We start from the raw sequence: 18,162 nt of genomic DNA, 5'->3' as shown, positions 1-18,162 counted from the left end.
GGGAACCCGCTGTCGGGGCCGGTCGTGCACCGGTGTGCCCGAAGGGGCACGGCCGACCCGTGGTTCACTCAACTGGACTGGACCAATGGCTGGTTGAGGGCTATAACGGGAGGCCGTTGAGGCGGCCGGGAAGGCGGGCCGCGGCCAACGATGTCATCGGCGCCCGGTGCGCGGCCTGCCACGGCCGTGCCGTTCGGGTGCCCGAACGCAACCGCAAGAGCAGCACGTTCTGAACGACGGAGGCGCTGGTGCCCCGCTTACGCAGGCCCGCCGAACCATGGCTCGCCCTCCGGCCCGCCCCCTCGCGCACCGCCGCACGGCGGACGCCGGGCGACCGCGCGGGCGGACGCCGGCCACCGTCCGGCCGCGCCCCCGGGACCCCTGGCACGGACGAGGCTCCCGGCACCCCCGGGACCCGCGGCACGCGCACGGTCCCCGGGTCGTCGGGGACTGTGCCGCACCGGTCGGCGCGCCGCCGCCCCGGCCCGCACCGCAGGCCCCCCGACCATGGATCGCCGCACACCCCGCCCGCCGAGGACCACGGCGCCCGCCCGGCCGCGACCGGACCGGCCGACGCGCCCGTCCTCGCGGCACCGGCCGCGCCCCGGCGCCGCGCCGACGGCGGCCCGGCGCCGTCACGCCCACACCGTCCTCACCCGCGCCGTTCCCATCCACGCCGTTCCCGTCCCGCGCGCGACGGCGGCACCCCGCAGGTGCGGGCCCGCCGCGCCCGGCCTCGTCCCCGCCACCGCGCCCGCGCGACGCCCTGACGAACCGCCCGCCGCCGAACCACCACCGCGCCGCCCCCCACGCCCCTGCCCGCGCGCCCTCCCCCCTCCCGGCCCACCGACTTCCGCACCCCACGACACACCGATCCAGAGATGTCATGACAAGCACGACGAGATGGGCATGACGTGACCGACACCATCACCCTGGACGCGCTCGCGGCGACCCTGGTCGACGCACGGGAGGCGGCCTGCCTCACCCAGGAGGACCTGGCCCGCCGGTCCGGGCTGAGCGTCCGGGCCATCCGCAATCTGGAGACCGGCCACACCGCACGCCCCCGCAAGCAGTCCCTGCGCCTGCTCGCCCAGGCCCTCGGCCTGCCACCCGGCCAGGTAGGGCACCTGCTGCGCACCCCCCGCCCCGAGCAGCGCCCCGCACCACGGCCCGCGGCCCTGTCCGCCGAACTCCCCGCGGCCCCCCGCCCCCGGCTGGCCGGCCGGCAGCCGCTCGTCGACTCCCTGCACGCCCATCTCTCGGCCCGTGAACGCCCCGACCACCAGCGGCTCGCGGTCGTGGTCGGACCGCCCGGCGCCGGCAAGACCTCCCTGATCCTGCGCGCCGCCCACGCCCTGCGCGCCCGGTTCCCGGACGGGCAGATCTTCGTCGACCTGCACCCGCCGGCCTCCGCCCCGCTCACCCCCGACCGGCTCGTCCGCCGCGTGCTGCGGTCGCTGGGCGGCACCCCCGACCCGGACGGCCCCGAGGAGGCGGGCGCACGGCTGCGGGACATGCTCAGCAGGCGCCGGGTGCTCGTCGTCCTCGACAACGCCGACACCGAGGCCCAGGTGCGCCCCCTGCTCGTGGACGACGTGCGCAGCGCGGTCCTGGTGGCCGCCCGCCGCGAACTGCCCGCGCTGCCGGGGCAGTTCTCGCACCACGTCGGGGCACTCGGCCGCGCCGACGCCCACCAGATGCTGGAGGACCTCGTCGGAGCCGCCCGCACCCGGGCCGAACGCCCGGCCGCCACCGCCGTCGTCGAGTTCTGCGCCCGGCTGCCGCTGGCCCTGCACATCGCCGGCCTGTGGCTCTCCACCCGTCCCCACCGCTCGCTGCGCGACCTCGCCCATCGCCTGGCCGACGAGGAGCAGCGGATCCGCTTCCTGCGCGTCGGCGACCTGTCGCTCCAGGACAGTGTCGCCGCCTACCACCGGGCACTGCCCGCGCACATCGCCGCCCCGCTGCACCGACTCGTCGACCTGCGCGGCGACTTCGGCGCCGCGGAGGTGATGGCCCGCGTCACCCCGTCCAGGGAGCACGCGGTGGACCTCCTCGACGAACTGCTCTACCGCCAGGTGACCCACGTCAGCGGCACCGGCGACGGGGGAGGGACCCGCTACCGGCTGCACGACGCCGTCCGCCTCTACACCGCCCACTGCGTCCCCGGACCATCGGGCCTGCACGCCCCGGCGGCCTAGACAGCCGGATCAGCGGCGCCGGGGACATCCGGTCCCCGGCGACTTCCGCACCGCTCCGGGGCAGGCCGGCGGCGGCTGGTGCACGTTGGGCCGCGGAGGCGGGGCCCGCGGTGGAGCCCGAGCTGCGGTTGCGACTGGACGGGACGAGGTGGCGGATCGCCGAACTCAAGCTGGAGGAAGGCGGGTTGCAGGTGTCGGCGGGCCGGTGGGAGAGCGCCGCGGCGACCGCCCTCCACGCCTGGCGCGAGGCGGCCCGCCCGACCGTGCCGCTGCGCCTGCTGCGGACCCCCCTGGGCGAGGGCACTCTGGTGACTGCACGGCACGGCTCGCCCAGCGGGAGTGGACCAAGGCCGAGACCGCCGCGCGCGGCACCGTCGACCTGTTCGGGGCGGACGACGAGACCGTCCTCATGCTCGAACTGGCCCAGCAGGGTCGCGGCCCGCTGGTGCACCGCATGGCCCGGCCGGTCGTGAGCGGTCCGGACGGGCGACCGGCCGCGCTCGACCCGGCCGCGCGGGCACGCGAAGCCCTCGCCCGCCGGGCCGCGACGGCCGGGACGGTGCCCGTGGTGGATCCCGAGACGGCCCTGCCGCAGGCCGAGCCGTTCCACCTGCGCGGCCGGGCCCCGCTGGTGCCGGCCGAGTCCTCGCTGCGCGCCGAACCGGCCGCCGTCACCGACGAGTCGGCCGCGCGTGCCTGGCTGCCGCACCTGCACCGCACCTGGCTGCTGATCGCCCTGCGGCGGTACGCGGAAGCCCTGGACGCGGTGGAGGCGGCCCGCCGTGGATGCTTCGGCGCGCCGGGGCGTCTGCGCCGAACGGCGCTGCGCGGAGCCGCTCTTCGAGGACGGCTGCGAGGCCGAACGCGTCGCCGACATCGCCCTGGACCGCTGGGAGGCCGCAGCCGACGCGGGCCTGCGCGGACTCGCCGACCACCTCGGCGAACAGCGCAACCTCCCCTGGTCGGAATCGTCCGGACGGCCCGCTCGACCCCGCACCTGCTATTCTTCGTCCGATTCCCCGGGGCACCTCGTCGTCCCGGGCTCGGTACGACCGAGCGGTCGCGGATCTCACCGCCCTGAAACCGATGATCCGGCGCCCTTCTGAGCGCGCACACGGACCTGCGGGCGTACGCGACGGCGACCGGCCTCCCGGCAGCGGACCGGCGGCCACGGCCGACCACCCGCACAGCACATCTGTACAGCACACCCGCACGACGCACCCCGCTGGCTCCCGCCAGTGGGGTTTCGCTGTTTTCCCCTCCCCGGTGACGCCGCCACGGCGCCGCCGGACGACCACCTGTCCGCCGCGGCCCGGCCGCGGCCCACCCACCCCTTCGGGAGCCCCTGTGACGTCCTCGCCCCAGCGCCCGCCGGAACCGCCAAGTACCTTGCTCAGCAAAGAAGTCGACGTGAAGAAGAGCGTGCCCCTGCGCCGTGTTCCCGGCTTCCGCCACTTCTGGATGTCGCGCGCGGCCTCCGGGCTCGGCTCCGCCGTCACCGCGGTGGCGCTGCCCGTGCTGACCTTCCAGCAGACGCACTCGCCCCTGATGGTGTCCCTGGTCGCGGCCTGCGGGACCCTGCCCTATGTGGTCTTCGGACTGATCGCGGGCGCGGTGGCGGACCGGACGGACCGGCGCCGTCTGATGATCGTCAGCGACTGGCTCAACGCGGCCTGCCTCGCCTCCGTACCCCTCGCCTCGGCCCTCGGCATGCTGACGGGCGGGCATCTGCTCGTCGTCGCGTTCGCGTCGGCCGGGCTCGGCCTCTTCTTCGACGCTGGCGTCTACGGAGTCGTCCCGGACATCGTCGGCAAGGAGAGACTGGCGGCCGCCAACAGCTCCCTCCAGGGGACGGAGACCGTCGTACGGATCGCCGGGAACGCGCTGGCGGGCGGCCTGATCCTGGTGCTCCGGCCGGCCGGGACACTGGCGCTGGACGCCCTGTCGTTCGCCGTGTCCGCGCTGCTCGTCCGGGCCGTCTCCCGTGGCACCTACGACACCCACGGCACCCACAGCACCCACGGCACCGCAGCGGCGCACGGCACCACCGCGCCACCACCGCCGCGCCCGGCGTTCACCGAGTCCGTCCGGGAGGGGCTGCGCTTCCTGCGCCGGCACCCCACCCTGCGCGTCATGACCGTGGTCGGCACCCTCCAGTCGTTCTCCGGCGGGGCGATCGTCGGCCAGCTCGTCGTCTTCGCCGACCGGGGCCTGGGCATCCACGGGTCCGACGGGCGGATCGGGCTGCTGTACATGGCGTGGAGCGCCGGAGGCATCGGCGGGTCCTTGCTGCTGCCCCGGCTGCGCCGCCGCTTCGCCGCCTTCCCGCTGCTGCTCGGGGTGCTCCCGGCGGGGGCGCTGCTCGGCCTCGCCGTCGTCCGCGCCCCGGACTGGCGGCTCGCCGCGCTCGCGCTGGCCGCGTGGGGCTCGGCCTACCTCGTCGTCCTCGTCAACACCATGACGTACTCGCAGGAAGTGACCCCGGACGCGCTCCAGGGCCGCGTCAACACCACCCGCCGCATGCTCTCCTCCGGCCTGGGCGTGCCGCTGGGCGCGCTGGTGGCGAGCGCGCTCACCGTGCGCTTCGGCGTCCGGGCCGGCATGTCCGGCGCGGTCGTGGCCGTCGCGCTGGCCGCCGCCGTCGTCTGGAGCGTCCAACTGCGCCGGTGGGTAAGGAAGTAGCACCAGCACGCTTTGTCCGACCGCGGTTCACCCGTCCCGTCCGCCCACTGTTCATGTGCGGTCCGCCCGACGGTGACCGCGGGGCCCCGGAGGGCCGGTTGACTCCCGTGGTCGCTCCCATGACCCGGAGGGCCAGATGGCACGAGAGCTCGGACGGCGCACCTTCCTGACCGCGGCGGGCGGTGCCGTCACCGCCGCCGCGGTCGGCACACCCGCCTACGCCACCGACGACGCCAGGGACGCGGGCACCGCGCACGACCTGGTGGACGTACAACTGCTCAACATCACCGATCTGCACGGCTACTTGCAGGCGGCGCCGGGCAGTACCGCCGTCGTCACCGGCGCCGCCGGGAAGCAGTACACCGTGGGCGGCGTCGGCTATCTGGCCGCGCATCTGGAGAGATTGCGCGACGGCCGCCGCAACTCGCTCTTCTTCGCGCCCGGAGACCTCTTCTCCGGCTGGGAGTTCGACGCCGAGAGCCTCGCCGACGAGCCCACCATCGAGGCGCTGAACCGGCTCGGACTGGACTTCGCGACCGCCGGGAACCACGAGTTCGACAAGTCACCGGCCTTCCTGAACGCGCACATGCAGGACGGCGTCCCCTTCCCGAGGATAGGCGTGGACGACGCGTTCCCCGACTCCACCGGGCGGCGCTTCCGCGGCGCGGACTTCCGCTACTACAGCGCCAACATGGTCTGGACGCGCACCGGCCGCACCGTGCTGCCGCCGTACAACATCGAATGGGTGGACGCCGGACGGGGACGCAGACTGCCCATCGGGTTCATCCATCTGACGGCCGTGGGCACCGACACCGGACCCACCTCCTACCAGCCCGCGCTGTCCTCGCTGGACGAGATCACCACCGTCGACCGCCGCGCCGCCGAGCTGAAGGCGCGCGGCGTCAACGCGATCGTGCTGAGCATGCACGACGGCGCGGTCGCCGGGAGCGACTTCACCACCGGGAGCAACCCCTCGGGCCCCGCCTACGACCTGGCGCTCAAGGTCTCCCCGGACATCGACGCCATCGTCACCGGCCACTGGCACTGCCGTTTCACCATGATGGTCCCGGACCCGGACGGCGTCCCCCGGCCCTTCGTCGAGGCGGGCTGCCACGGTCAGCTGATCAACGAGATCAGCCTGCGCCTCGACCCGCGCACCGGCAAGGTCGTCCGCGCCCTGACCACCTCGGTCAACCACCCCAACACCCGTGACATCGCCCCGGACCGCGAGGTCCAGCAGATCGCCGACTACTGGGAGGGCTACGCCGCCCGGCGTGCCCGTACGCCCATCGGCCGGCAGACCGCCTCCTTCACCCGGGCACGTGACGACAGCGGCGAGAGCACCATGGGCGATCTGGCCGCCGACTGGGCGCTGTGGGCCGGGCGGCAGCCGCTCGGCCCGATGAACGACGGCAACACCCACCCGAACACCCCGGCCGAACTCGCCCTGATCGTGGCCGCGCCGCGGACCGGGCAGAGCATCATAGCCAGGGACCTCGTGCGGGACACCGCGTCCGGTGGGACCGTCACCCTCGGCCAGGCCTGGCAGAGCCTCGGCTACGGCGACCCGATTCTGACCGTCACCGTCACCGGCGCCCAGCTCCACGACGCGCTGGAGCAGCAGTGGACCGAGGCGCCGGACGGCACCCTGCGCTTCGCGCCGCTGGCCGTGTCGCACAACGTGCGCTGTGCCTTCGACGCGGCCGGCCCGGCCGGTGACCGTGTCGACCCGGCCGATGTCCTCGTCGACGGGCGCCCGCTGGACCTCGCCCGTCACTACCGGCTGGCGGCGACCGCCTACACCCTGCTGGGCGCCGACGGGTTCACCGCCTTCGCCGGCTTCACCGAACCGGTGCGCCACACAAGGGACTTCGAGAGCTTCGTGGCGTACGTCCGCAGCCGCAAGGTGCTCGCCCCGGCCGCCCTGGACCGGGTGAGCGTCAAGAACGCGTCCGCCGCCGCTGCCCGGGTCGGACAGGTCGCCCCGCCCCGCGCCGCACTGCGCGCCGACGGCACCGCGGCCGCTTCGCGCGCCGAGGCGGCGCAGCTCGCCCGCGCCGACGGCACGGAGCACGGGTTCCGCGTCCCCTGCTGAGGACCGCGCGCGGCACGGCGGCGTACGCCGAAGGGAGCGGTGCGCACCGGCACTGCTCCCTTCGGCGTACGGGCGTCGGCGGGGTCAGACGACCGGCGCCTGCGCGGCCTCGCCCGGCTCGGCGGCGGACTCCTCGGCCAGGCGCTCCATGCCGCTGGTGGTCTTCAGCGGCTTCTCCTTGATGAACACCACGGTGATCAGCGCCAGCAGCGCGCAGGGCGCGGCGACGAGGAACAGGTCGGCGGTGGCCACCCCGTAGGCGTGCTCGACGAGGGACCGCATGGGAGCGGGCAGGGACTTCATGTCCGGGACGCCGCCCCCGCCGCCCTCGCCCTGCCCGCCGGGGGCCGTGACACCGGCCGCCTTCAGGCCCTTGGCCAGCTCGGTGGTGACGCGGTGCGCGAGGATCGCGCCGAGGACGCTGGTGCCGACGGTGCCGCCCATGCTGCGGAAGAAGGACAGCACGGAGGTGGCCGCGCCGAGTTCGGTGGCGGGGACGTCGTTCTGCGCCGCCAGCACCAGGTTCTGCATCAGCAGGCCGACGCCGATGCCGAGGACCGCCATGTAGAGGCTGAGCAGCGCGAAGGGCGTGTCGGCGTCGATGGTGGACAGCAGGGCGAGACCCACGGTCATCGTGACGCCGCCCGCCACCAGGTACCGCTTCCACCTGCCCGTCCTGCTGATCACCTGGCCCGCCACGGTGGACGACACCAGCAGGCCGAGGATCAGGGGCAGGCTCATCAGACCGGCGACCGTGGGCGACTTGCCCAGCGACACCTGGAAGTACTGCGAGAGGAAGACCGTGCCGCCGAACATGGCGACACCGACGAAGAGGCTCGCGACCGTCGTGAGCGTCACCGTCCGGTTGCGGAAGATGTTGAGCGGGATGACGGGCTCGGCCGTGCGCGCCTCCACGAAGACCGCGGCGACCAGCAGCAGCACACCGCCACCGGTGAGCGCGGCCGTCTGCCAGGACGCCCAGTCGAACCGGTTGCCGGCCAGGGACACCCAGATGAGCAGCGCGCAGACGCCGCCGACGATGAGGAAGGCGCCGAGGAAGTCGATGCGGACCTCGCGGCGGACCGTGGGCAGGGTCAGTGTGCGCTGGAGCAGCACGATGGCGAGCAGCGCGAACGGCACCCCGATGAAGAAGCACCAGCGCCAGCCCAGCCACGAGGTGTCGACGAGGACACCGCCGACCAGCGGTCCGGCCACCGTGCCCACGGCGAACACGGCGCCGAACATGCCGGCGTACTTGCCGAGCCTGCGCGGCGGGATGACCGAGGCCATGACGACCTGGGCCAGCGCGGTCAGGCCGCCGGCGCCGATGCCCTGCACCACCCGGCTGAAGATCAGCAGGCCCACGCCGTGCGAGAAGCCCGCCAGCAGCGACCCGACGACGAACATGCCGAGCGAGAGCTGGAGCAGCAGCTTCTTGTTGTACAGGTCCGACAGCTTGCCCCACAGCGGCACCGTCGCGGTCATGGACAGCAGTTCCGCGGTGACGACCCAGGTGTAGGCGGACTGGCTGGCGCCGAGGTCGGCGATGATCGTGGGCAGCGCGTTGGACACCACGGTGCCCGCGAGGATCGCCACGAACATGCCGGCCATCAGGCCCGACATGGCCTGGAGTATCTGCCGGTTGGTCATGGCGGTGGGAGGCGCCTGCTCGGACGCCTGGGGTGTGGTCACGTCAGCTCTTTCGGCATGGTCGAACGGGTGATGCGGGTACGGAGGGGGAGGCGCGGGCGCTACGGGCGGGGCGGTGTGGGCAGCCCGGCGCCGAGCAGTTCGAAGACCTCGCGGAAGACGTCGGCGAAGGCGGCCTCCTGCCGGCGGGAGCGCCAGTGCTCCACACTGACCCGTACGGCGGTGCTCGCGATCGCCGCCACCAGCCGCGGGTACAGGCCGAGCGGCCGGGCCGCGTCCGGCTGTCCTGCGGCGTCCGGGCCGGGGGAGTCGGCGCCGGGTCCGGCGCCGGTTCCGGCGGCGGGGGCCAGGCGTTCGGCGATGGCCTCGGCCAGCCGGGTCTCGTCGGCCATGTGGGCGCCCAGGCTGCGCACCAGCAGATGCGGCGCGGCGTGCAGGACGTCGGCGTGCAGGGTCCACAGCTCGTGGCTCTGCTCGACCCCGACCAGCTCGGCCGCCACCGCGTCGCGCACGGCCTCCAGCGGGGAGAGCGCGGCGTCCGCGTCGAGCACGGCCTGCCGGACCCGGGCGCCGGCGTCCGCGTCCAGAAGCAGGAAGGCGTCGTCCCGAGACTCGAAGTAGTTGAAGAACGTACGCACCGAGACACCGGCGGCGGCGCTGATGGCCTCCACGGTGACCCGGTCGACGCCCTGCTCGGCGGCCAGCCGCAGCGCTGCCTCGGCGAGAGCGGTGCGCGTCGCCCGCTTCTTCCGCTCCCGCAGCCCGCCCCGGGCCCCTGCCGCTGCTTCCTTCTCCGCCATGACGTGCATGGTATGCAAAAATGCATGCCGTGCAAATTCGGGCCCGGGTCGGTGCCGATCCCGCTGCCCGCGGACTCTTGACGGCACCGGTTACTTGTCCTTAACGTCATCCCAGCTTCCGCCGGATTTTCCGCGGAGCTTGGGCAGGCACAGACAAAGACCACCTGTCGGTGGCGTCGTCGTGCCTGTTTTTTCGTGCCCGCGTGCCGCCGGCAGGTCTTCCCCTAAGGCGGACTCATGGCACAGCGTCCAGGCGTCAACGGCGTCGCCGACGTCGTGGCCCTCATCGACGGGCTGGGAAGAATTTCCGGGCGGGCGAGGGTCATCTGGTACCTGGTCTTCGGCGGACTGTTCCTCGACGCCTACTCCAACGCGGCGTTGAGCGCGGGCCTCGGACCGATGACCGCGCAGATGGAGCTGAGCAGCACCCAGGTCTCGGTGCTCACCGCCACCGCGCCCGCGCTGGCGATCGTCTTCAACCCGCTCGGCGGCTGGCTCGCCACCCGCATCGGCCGGGTCCCCCCGCTGCTGCTGGCGAAGGTGTTCGCGCTGGCCGGAGCCCTGCTGGCCGCCTTCGCCGGCGGCTTCACCACCGTCTGGCTCGGCCGGGTCCTGGTCGGCGTCGCCTACGGCATCGACTTCGCCGTCGCCATGGCCCTGCTCGCCGAGTACACCCCGAAGAAGCTCAGCGGCCGGCTCAACCTGTGGCAGGCCGTCTGGTACGTCGCCAGCACCAGCAACCTCGCGCTCGCCCTGGTCTTCTTCCACCTCGACGTCGGCTCCGACATCTGGCGCTGGTCCGTCGGCTCGGCCGGCGCGGTCGCCCTCGCGCTGCTCGCCGCCCAGGCCGTCATGCTCTCCGAGAGCCCCGCCTGGCTCGCCGGGAAGGGGCGCCTCGCGGACGCCGTGCGCAGCCTCGACCGCATCTACGGCATCAAGGCCGAGGCCGGCACCCCCGCCGCCTCCGCGCGCGCCGCCGAACGCCACGGCGACGTCGGCATGCGCCAGGCGGGCGTGCTCTTCAAGGGCGCCTATCTGCCGCGCACCGTGCTCTCCTCGGTGATCTCCCTCGGCCAGTCCATGCAGTACTTCGCCGTCGGCTGGTACCTGCCCCTGATCAGCCTGGCGATCTTCGGCGAGAGCTTCGAGAAGGCCACGGTGGGATCGATGGTCTTCAACGCCTTCGGCATCATCGGCGGCCTGGCCTCCGCCTACTGCGGGCGCAGGCTCGGGCTGCGGCTCAGCTCGGCCGCCGGTTTCGCCGGGGTCTTCGTGGCGCTGGTGCTGATGGGGCTGACCTTCAACAAGGTGCCCACCGCCGTGGCGTTCCTGCTGCCGGTGCTGTTCATCCTGACCCACTCCGCGGGTCCCGGCGCCAACGGCAAGTCGATCGCCGCCCTCTCCTACAGCAGTGACGTACGGGCCCTGGGCACCGGTGTCACCGGCATGGTCGGCAGCTTCGGCAGCGTCGTCGGACTGTATGTCTTCCCGCAGATCAAGGATGCCCTGGGCCTCGGACACACCTTCCTCGTGCTGTCCGCGGTGCCGTTGCTCGGTCTGATCACCTGCCTGATGATCAAGTGGGACCCGATCAAGTCCGCCGGAGCCGCCCCGGACCCGGACGCGGACCAGGGTGCCCCCGCCTCCGCGACCCCCGAGGCCACCGCCGCCACCGGCTGACCGGCGGGTCCGGCAGGACGGCCGGACCGCCACCGCCGCCGCAGCAGGCCCGTACGCAGCCGTACGCAGCACGAGGAAAGAGCCGCACAGATGCAGACGTCACCGCACCGCGCCCGCACGGGCCGCGCCGTGCTGGCCCTCGACGAGGGCACCACCGGCACCCGGGCCGGACTCGTCCTGGAGGACGGCTCCGCCCACGAGGTCCGCTACCGGGCGATCGAGGTCGGCCACCCCGACGACCTCTGCGTCGAGCAGGACCCGGTGGAGATCTGGACCGCCACCCTCGACGTGGCGCGCGAAGCGGTCGCCCTCGCCCGCCGCGACGGCATCACCGTCACCGCCGTCGCGCTCAGCACCCAGCGCGCCACGGCGATGCTGTGGGACAGCGCCACCGGACTGCCGCTGCTGCCCGCCGTCGTCTGGCAGGACCGCCGCCACGCCACCGAGCTGGCCGGTCTCCAGGCCCGCTGGGACAGTGTGCTGACGGTGCGTCAGGGGCGGCCGGTGGGCTCCCGCTCCCCGTTCCTGTGGGCCGCCCGGCAACTCGCCCGCCACCCCGGGGTGGCCGCGGCCCACCGCGCCGGGCGCCTGCGCTTCGGCACCGTGGACACCTGGCTGATGTGGCACCTCACCGGCGGCGCCGTGCACGCCACCACCCCGACCAACGCCGCCTCCACCGGCGGCTATCTGCTCACCGCGCACGCCTGGGACGAGGAGTGGACCGACGCGCTCGGCTTCCCCCTCGACCTGCTGCCCGACCTGCTCGCCGACGACGCCGTGTTCGGCGAGACCGATCCCTCGGTGCTCGGCGTGCGGGTGCCGGTGGCCGCCTCCATGGGCGACCAGCACGCCGCGCTCGTCGCCCTGGGCGGCCTGGCCACCGGACAGGCCATGGGCATGTTCGGCACCGGCGCCTTCGTCGACGCCGCCACCGGCACCGCGCCCGCCCTGCCCCGCCCCGGCATCGCCGGGGTCGTCGCCCAGCCAGGCCGCCGCCAGGGCGACACCACCCACTACAGCCTGGAGGCGTACACCTCCACGGTCGGCTCCGCACTGCGCTGGCTCTGCGAGGACCTGCGCCTGTTCGACTCGCCCCGCGAACTGGGCGAGGCCGCCGGCCGCGCCACCGCCCGGCCGGACGCCGGCCCCCGCTTCCTGCCCGCCTTCGCCGGGGTCCGTACGCCCCTGTGGCGGCCGGGCGCCACCGCGGCCCTGACCGGACTGACCCTGGCCACCACCCGCGACGACCTGGCCCGCGCCGTCCTCGACGGCATCGCGCACTCCGTGTGCGACCTCGTCGACGGCGTCGCCGGCACCCTCGGCGCCCCGCTCAGCCGGCTGCGCGTCGGCGGCGGCGTCTCCGGCAGCGACCCGCTGATGCAGACCCAGGCCGACCTGACCGGGCTGGCCGTCGAACGCGTCGCCGACTCCGCCACCGCCAGCCTGCGCGGCACCGCCTACCTCGCCGGTGTCGCCCAGGGCCTGTGGACCTCCCTGGAAGAGGTCGTCGAGGCCCAGCCGCGCGGCCGGACCTTCGAACCCGCCCTGGACACCGCGGGACGCGCCGCACGCCGCGCCGACTGGCGCGCACTGCTCGACCACCACCTCGACACACCCGAACCGACCCCCCACTGACGGCACCCCCGTGCCGTCACGCGCGGACCGCCCGAGGACCGCGCACCGAACCACCCAGGAGTTGATGTTGTGATCACCATGCCCGCCCGGAAGCCGCGGCGCTCCGCCGCGGCGACCCGTCGAGCCCCGCTGCTGCTCGACCGCGCGGCGGCCAGGCGCAGGCTGGCCGACGACACCTACGACGTCCTCGTCGTCGGCGGCGGCATCACCGGTGCCTACGCCGCCCTGGACGCGGCCTCCCGGGGGCTGCGCACCGCGCTGATCGAGAAGGACGACTTCGCCTCCGGCACCTCCTCGAAGTCCTCGAAGATGGTCCACGGCGGTCTGCGCTACATCGAGCAGGGCAACGTCAACCTGGTCCGCCACTCCCTCCTCGAACGCCACCGCTTCCGCCAGAACGCCCCGCACCTGGTGCACCGGCTGCCGTTCCTCTTCCCGGTCCTGGAGAAGGAAGGCGTCTTCGACGCCCGCCTCGCCAAGGGCTTCGAGGGCCTGCTGTGGACGTACGACCTGGTCGGCGGCTGGCGCATCGGCAAGCTGCACCAGCGGCTCACCGTGCCCGAGGTGCTCGCGCAGGCCCCCACCCTGCGCGCCGAGAACCTCAAGGGCGGCCTGCTGTACTTCGACGCCCGCACCGACGACGCCCGCCTGGTGCTGACCGTCGCCCGCACCGCGGCCGCGCTCGGCGCCACCGTCCTCAACGGCGTCCGCGCCGACGGACTGCTCATGAGCGGCGGCCGGGTCGCCGGGGCGAAGGTCACCGCCGACGGCGACACCTTCGAGATACGCGCGCACGCCGTCGTGAACGCCACCGGTGTGTGGACCGACGAACTCGACGCGCAGGCCGACGCGGGACACGCCCCGCAGGTGCGGCCCGCCAAGGGCGTCCACATCGTCGTCCCCTGGGACAAGGTGCGCATCAACTGCACGGTCACCGTGCCCATCCCGGGCCGCGCCCGCCGCGCCACCTGCACCCGCTGGGGCAACACCGTCGTCCTCGGCACCACCGACGAGGACTACCAGGGCTCCCCGGACGACGTGCACTGCACCCGCCAGGAGATGGAGTTCCTGCTCGAAGGGGCCAACACCGCCTTCGAGGGCAAGCTCACCCCGGACGACGTGGTCGGCTCCATCGGCGGACTGCGCCCGCTGGTCGGCGGCAAGGAGGGCGCCACCCTCGACATGCGGCGCGACCACCACATCACGATCGGCCGCACCGGCATGGTCACCGTCACCGGCGGCAAGCTGACCACCAGCCGCCACATGGGCGAACTCGTCATCGACAAGGTGATGACCGTCCTCGGCCGCAGCGCCCGCAGCCGCACCGCCCGGCTGCCGCTGCTCGGCGGCGCCGGCTACGACGCCGAGGCCGTGGCCGCCTCCGGCGGACTCGCCGCCCACCTGGGCGAACGCTACGGCACCGAGGCCCGCTTCGTCGGCGACCTCGTCCAGCAGGACCCCACCCTCGCCGAACCGGTCGTCCCCGGCCTGCCCTACACCCGCGCCGAGGTCGTCTACGCCGCCCGCGCCGAGATGGCCCGCTCCGTCGACGACGTCCTGTCCCGGCGCACCCGCGCCCGGCTGTTCGCCCGCGACGCCTCCGCCGGCGCAGCCCAGGCCGTCGGCGAACTCCTCGGCGCCGAACTCGGTTTCAGCCAGGCCCAGATCGAGCGCTCCGTCGCCGACTACCTCTCCTCCGTCCGTCACGAACGGTCCATCCTCCTCGAAGGGGCAGCAGCATGATCAGCCGTCAGACCATCACCCACCCGTTCAACCGCGGCAACTACACGGTCGGCGCGCCCAGCCCCGCCAAGTGGGCCCGGAACACCCCGGTGGGCGACGGACCCGCGGCCCTCCAGAACGACCCGGTCCAGGTCCCCGACAGCGTCGTCGAGGCGCTGCGCGGCGCCGCCCGCGCCGTCCACACCGAACGCGCCGAGGTCGTCGCCCGCACCCGCGACTGGTGGGCCGGATCCATGATCGGCGAGACCGAGGGCCGCCCCGCCACCCCGGACGCGGTCGTCGTGGAGGCCGCCGACGCCGACCAGGTCGCCGCCGTCCTGCGCATCTGCCACGACGCCGGCATCCCCGTCACCCCCTCCGCCGGCCGCTCCAACGTCACCGGCGCCGCGCTGCCCGTCTTCGGCGGCGTCGTCCTCGACCTGTGCGGCCTCGACCGGATCACCGGCTTCGACGCCACCTCCAACGTCGTCGACGTACAGGCCGGCATGTTCGGTGACCTCTTCGAGAAGCAGCTCCAGGAGGAGTACGGCGTCACCACCGGCCACTGGCCGTCCGCGTTCGCCCTGTCCACGGTCGGCGGCTGGATCGCCTGCCGTGGCGCCGGACAGCTCTCCACCCGCTACGGCAAGATCGAGGACATGGTCGTCGGCGTCGACGTCGTGCACGCCGACGGCACCCGCGCCACCTACGGCGACTACGCCCGCGCCGCCGTCGGCCCCGATCTGCGCCAGCTGTTCATCGGCTCCGAGGGCACCCTCGGCGTCATCGTCTCCGCCCGGCTGCGCGTCCACCCGCTGCCCGAGTACGCCCGCGCCCTCGCCTACGGCTTCGACACCTTCGCCGAGGGCCTGGACGCCTGCCGCGCCATCCTCCAGCGCGGCGCCACCCCGGCCGTGCTGCGCCTGTACGACAAGCTGGAGTCCGGCACCCACTTCGGTCACCCGGACACCAACCTGCTGCTCATCGCCGACGAGGGCGACGCGGCCGTGGTCGACGCCTCGATGGACGTGGCCGCCGCCGTCTGCTCCGCCCACGGCCCCGAACTCGACTCCGAGGCCGTCTTCGCCCGCTGGCTCGACGAGCGGATGCTGGTCGGCAAGTCCTCCGACGGCTTCACCCCGGGCCCCGGCTTCGTCGCCGACACCCTGGAGATGGCCGCCTCCTGGAGGGACCTGCCCGCCATCTACGACGAGGTGGTGGCCGCCGTCGAGGCGGTGCCCGGCACCCTCGCCGCCTCCGCCCACCAGTCCCACGCCTACACCGACGGCGCCTGCGTCTACTTCTCGCTGCGCGGCGAGGTGGCCCCGAGGACCGCCGCACCTGGTACCGCGCGGTGTGGGACGCCGCCAACGCCGTCCTCGTCGCCCACCGCGCCGCCCTCAGCCACCACCACGGCTGCGGACTGCTGCGCGGCCCCTACGTCGCGGACTCCCTCGGCGCCGGCTTCGCCACCTTCGGCGCGGTCAAGGCCGCCCTGGACCCGGCCGGCATCCTCAACCCTGGCAAGCTGGGACTTTCCAGCCGCTTCGGTACGCCGCCGCTCTCCTGACCCGCGCGTACCCCGTCCCAGGAGTCAGGCCACCGCCATGAACCCCGCCGCCCGGCCCAGCGCCGCCCTCGACCCGCGCCTCGCCCGCGCCTTCGCCGACGTGCCCGTCGTCGCGTCCGTCGTGGGCGGCAGACCCCTGCGGGACTTCCTGACGGCCCCCGTCAGGGTGTGCATCCTCGCCTCCTTCGCGGTCGGCGAACTGCCCAAGGTCGTGGGGGCGCTGGGCCGGGCCCAGCGGATCGTGTTCGTCAACGTGGACAGCAGCCCGGGACTGGCCCAGGACCGCGGCGCGCTGGAGTTCCTCAAGGAGCTCGGCGCGCACGGCGTGGTCAGCACCCGGCTCAACCTCATCGAGAAGGGCCGCCCGCTCGGGCTGCTGACCATGATGAAGGTCTTCGTCACCGACCGCTCCAACCTGCGCCGCAGCCTGGACGCCGTCGCGCACGGCGGCCCCGACCTGGTCGAGATCATGCCCGCGCCGATCACCGGCCGGATGAGCCAGGAGGCCCGGCGCGCCCTGTCGCCGTCCGTCGCCGCCGGTTTCGTCGAGACCGCCGAGGACGTGGCCCTCGCCCTCTCCCTCGGCTCGGTCGCCGCCGCCACCTCCGACCCCCGCCTGTGGCACCTGCGCCGCGACCACCTCCCACCCGCACCCCAGGAGTAGTCCCACCGTGAGCTTCACCGTCATCGCCCGCTACCGCTGCCTGCCCGGCCGCCAGGACACCGTGCTCGGCCTCCTGGACCGGATGGCGGCGGCCTCCCGCGCCGAACCCGGCTGCCTCGGCTACCGCGTCCACCAGGGCACCGAGGACCCCCGCGCCCTCGCCCTGTACGAGGAGTACGCCACCGAGGCGGACTTCACCGCCCACTGCGCCGCCGCGCACTTCCAGGACATCGTCCTCGCCCAGGTGGTGCCCCTGCTGGAGAGCCGCGACGTGCTGCGCTGCGCGCCCCGCCCGGAGGTGAGCGCGTGAAGACCCGCGCCGCCGTCCTGCGCGAGGTCTCCCGCCGCCGCCCCTACGGCGAGACCCGCCCCGTCGAGATCGAGGAACTGGACCTCGGCGCCCCGCGCGCGGGCGAGGTCAGGGTGCGCACGGCCGCCGCCTCGCTGTGCCACTCCGACCTGTCCGTCGTCAACGGCGACCGGGTCAGGCCGCTGCCCATGGCCCTGGGCCACGAGGCGGTCGGCGTGGTCGAGGAGACCGGCCCCGGGGTCGACCGGCTCGCCCCCGGCGACCATGTGGCGCTCGTTTTCGTGCCGAGCTGCGGCTACTGCGCGCGGTGCACCGAGGGCCGGCCCGCCCTGTGCGACCGGGCCGCCGCCGCCAACGGCTCCGGCGCCCTGCTGCACGGCCCGTCCCTGCTCACCGACGCCGCGGGCGAGCGGGTCCACCACCACCTCGGCGTCTCCGCGTTCGCCGAACACGCCGTGGTCGCCCAGGAGTCGGTGGTCCCGATCCCCGCCGATGTGCCGTTCGCCGTGGCCTCGCTGTTCGGCTGCGCCGTCCTCACCGGCGCCGGGGCCGCCATCAACACCGCACGCCTGGGCCCCGGCCGCTCCGCCGTGGTGTACGGGCTCGGCGGGGTCGGCCTGTCGGCCGTGCTCGGGGCCCGCGCCGCGGGCGCGAGCCCGATCGTCGCCGTCGACCCGGTGCCCGCCAAACGCGACCTCGCGCTGCGCCTCGGCGCCACCCACGCCTTCGCCCCCGACGAGGCGCTGGAGGCGGTGCGCGACCTGACCGGCGGGGGAGCGGAGGTGGCCATCGAGGCGGTCGGCAGCCCGCAGGTGATGGCGGCCTGCCTGGAGGCGGTGGGCCGCGGCGGCACGGTCGTCCCGGTCGGCCTCCCGGCGCCCGGCCGAGCCCTCGAAGTGCCCGCGCTGGCCTTCGCCGGCGAGGGCAAGAGCATCGTCGGCTCCTACATGGGCGACGCGGTGCCGCGCCGCGACATCCCCCGCTTCCTCGGCCTGTGGCGCGCCGGCCTGATGCCGGTGGAGCACCTGCACACCGACACCCTGCCGCTGGACGGCCTCAACACGGCCCTGGAGGAACTCGCCTCGGGCCGCGCGGTGCGCCAGGTCGTCGACACCTCCGGACTGCTGTCCGCGACCGCGCCCTGACCCCGCCG

The 18,162-nt window shown here is 74.3% G+C and carries 12 protein-coding genes and 1 pseudogene; 11 read left to right on the top strand and 2 right to left on the bottom strand.

All coding sequences use genetic code 11. The features are described 5' to 3' along the window. Positions 1-914 precede the first annotated feature (914 nt). The 4 genes from A8713_RS01765 (at position 915) to A8713_RS01755 (ending at position 6,978) form a co-directional block, all read left to right on the top strand. A complete protein-coding gene (locus A8713_RS01765; RefSeq protein ID WP_064531073.1) occupies positions 915-2,201 on the top strand; it encodes an AAA family ATPase in 1,287 nt (428 codons plus the stop codon). A gap of 205 nt (positions 2,202-2,406) precedes the next feature. Further along, positions 2,407-3,282, top strand: a complete 876-nt coding sequence (locus tag A8713_RS33435; RefSeq protein WP_159393062.1) for a hypothetical protein — start codon at positions 2,407-2,409, stop codon at positions 3,280-3,282. A gap of 329 nt (positions 3,283-3,611) precedes the next feature. Continuing rightward, on the top strand, positions 3,612-4,883 hold the full coding sequence (locus A8713_RS01760) for an MFS transporter (protein WP_237305284.1): 1,272 nt from the start codon (positions 3,612-3,614) through the stop codon (positions 4,881-4,883). A 136-nt stretch (positions 4,884-5,019) separates the two neighbouring features. After that, positions 5,020-6,978 (top strand): bifunctional metallophosphatase/5'-nucleotidase, encoded by a 1,959-nt coding sequence (locus tag A8713_RS01755; protein ID WP_064531072.1) that lies wholly within the window; start codon positions 5,020-5,022, stop codon positions 6,976-6,978. Between the two features lie 84 nt (positions 6,979-7,062). Here the strand turns inward: A8713_RS01755 and A8713_RS01750 are convergent, their stop codons facing one another. After that, positions 7,063-8,628 (bottom strand): MFS transporter, encoded by a 1,566-nt coding sequence (locus A8713_RS01750; RefSeq protein WP_107440762.1) that lies wholly within the window; start codon positions 8,626-8,628, stop codon positions 7,063-7,065. Between the two features lie 101 nt (positions 8,629-8,729). Further along, a complete protein-coding gene (locus A8713_RS01745) occupies positions 8,730-9,437 on the bottom strand; it encodes a TetR/AcrR family transcriptional regulator (RefSeq protein ID WP_064531070.1) in 708 nt (235 codons plus the stop codon). A 228-nt stretch (positions 9,438-9,665) separates the two neighbouring features. Here A8713_RS01745 and A8713_RS01740 point away from each other — a divergent pair, with 228 nt between their 5' ends. The 7 genes and pseudogenes from A8713_RS01740 (at position 9,666) to A8713_RS01710 (ending at position 18,154) form a co-directional block, all read left to right on the top strand. After that, complete coding sequence (locus A8713_RS01740; protein WP_064531069.1) at positions 9,666-11,108, top strand: MFS transporter; 1,443 nt, start codon at positions 9,666-9,668, stop codon at positions 11,106-11,108. A gap of 90 nt (positions 11,109-11,198) precedes the next feature. Next, positions 11,199-12,743: an FGGY family carbohydrate kinase gene (locus A8713_RS01735; RefSeq protein WP_064531068.1), complete on the top strand. Its 1,545-nt coding sequence runs from the start codon at positions 11,199-11,201 to the stop codon at positions 12,741-12,743. A gap of 69 nt (positions 12,744-12,812) precedes the next feature. Further along, on the top strand, positions 12,813-14,486 hold the full coding sequence (locus tag A8713_RS01730) for a glycerol-3-phosphate dehydrogenase/oxidase (RefSeq protein WP_064531067.1): 1,674 nt from the start codon (positions 12,813-12,815) through the stop codon (positions 14,484-14,486). Then, positions 14,483-16,035 (top strand): annotated as a pseudogene (locus A8713_RS34790) (FAD-binding oxidoreductase). The gene A8713_RS01730 and the pseudogene A8713_RS34790 overlap by 4 nt, the downstream one beginning before the upstream one ends. A gap of 37 nt (positions 16,036-16,072) precedes the next feature. Next, complete coding sequence (locus A8713_RS01720) at positions 16,073-16,699, top strand: glycerol-3-phosphate responsive antiterminator (RefSeq protein ID WP_064531066.1); 627 nt, start codon at positions 16,073-16,075, stop codon at positions 16,697-16,699. A 7-nt stretch (positions 16,700-16,706) separates the two neighbouring features. After that, on the top strand, positions 16,707-17,009 hold the full coding sequence (locus A8713_RS01715; RefSeq protein ID WP_064531065.1) for a putative quinol monooxygenase: 303 nt from the start codon (positions 16,707-16,709) through the stop codon (positions 17,007-17,009). Next, complete coding sequence (locus A8713_RS01710) at positions 17,006-18,154, top strand: zinc-binding dehydrogenase (protein ID WP_064531064.1); 1,149 nt, start codon at positions 17,006-17,008, stop codon at positions 18,152-18,154. The genes A8713_RS01715 and A8713_RS01710 overlap by 4 nt, the downstream gene beginning before the upstream one ends. Positions 18,155-18,162: the final 8 nt, after the last annotated feature.

It is taken from the genome of Streptomyces sp. SAT1 (assembly GCF_001654495.1).
GTDB classification, from domain to species: domain Bacteria; phylum Actinomycetota; class Actinomycetes; order Streptomycetales; family Streptomycetaceae; genus Streptomyces; species Streptomyces andamanensis.
This window is presented reverse-complemented; position numbering and strand designations above follow the sequence as displayed.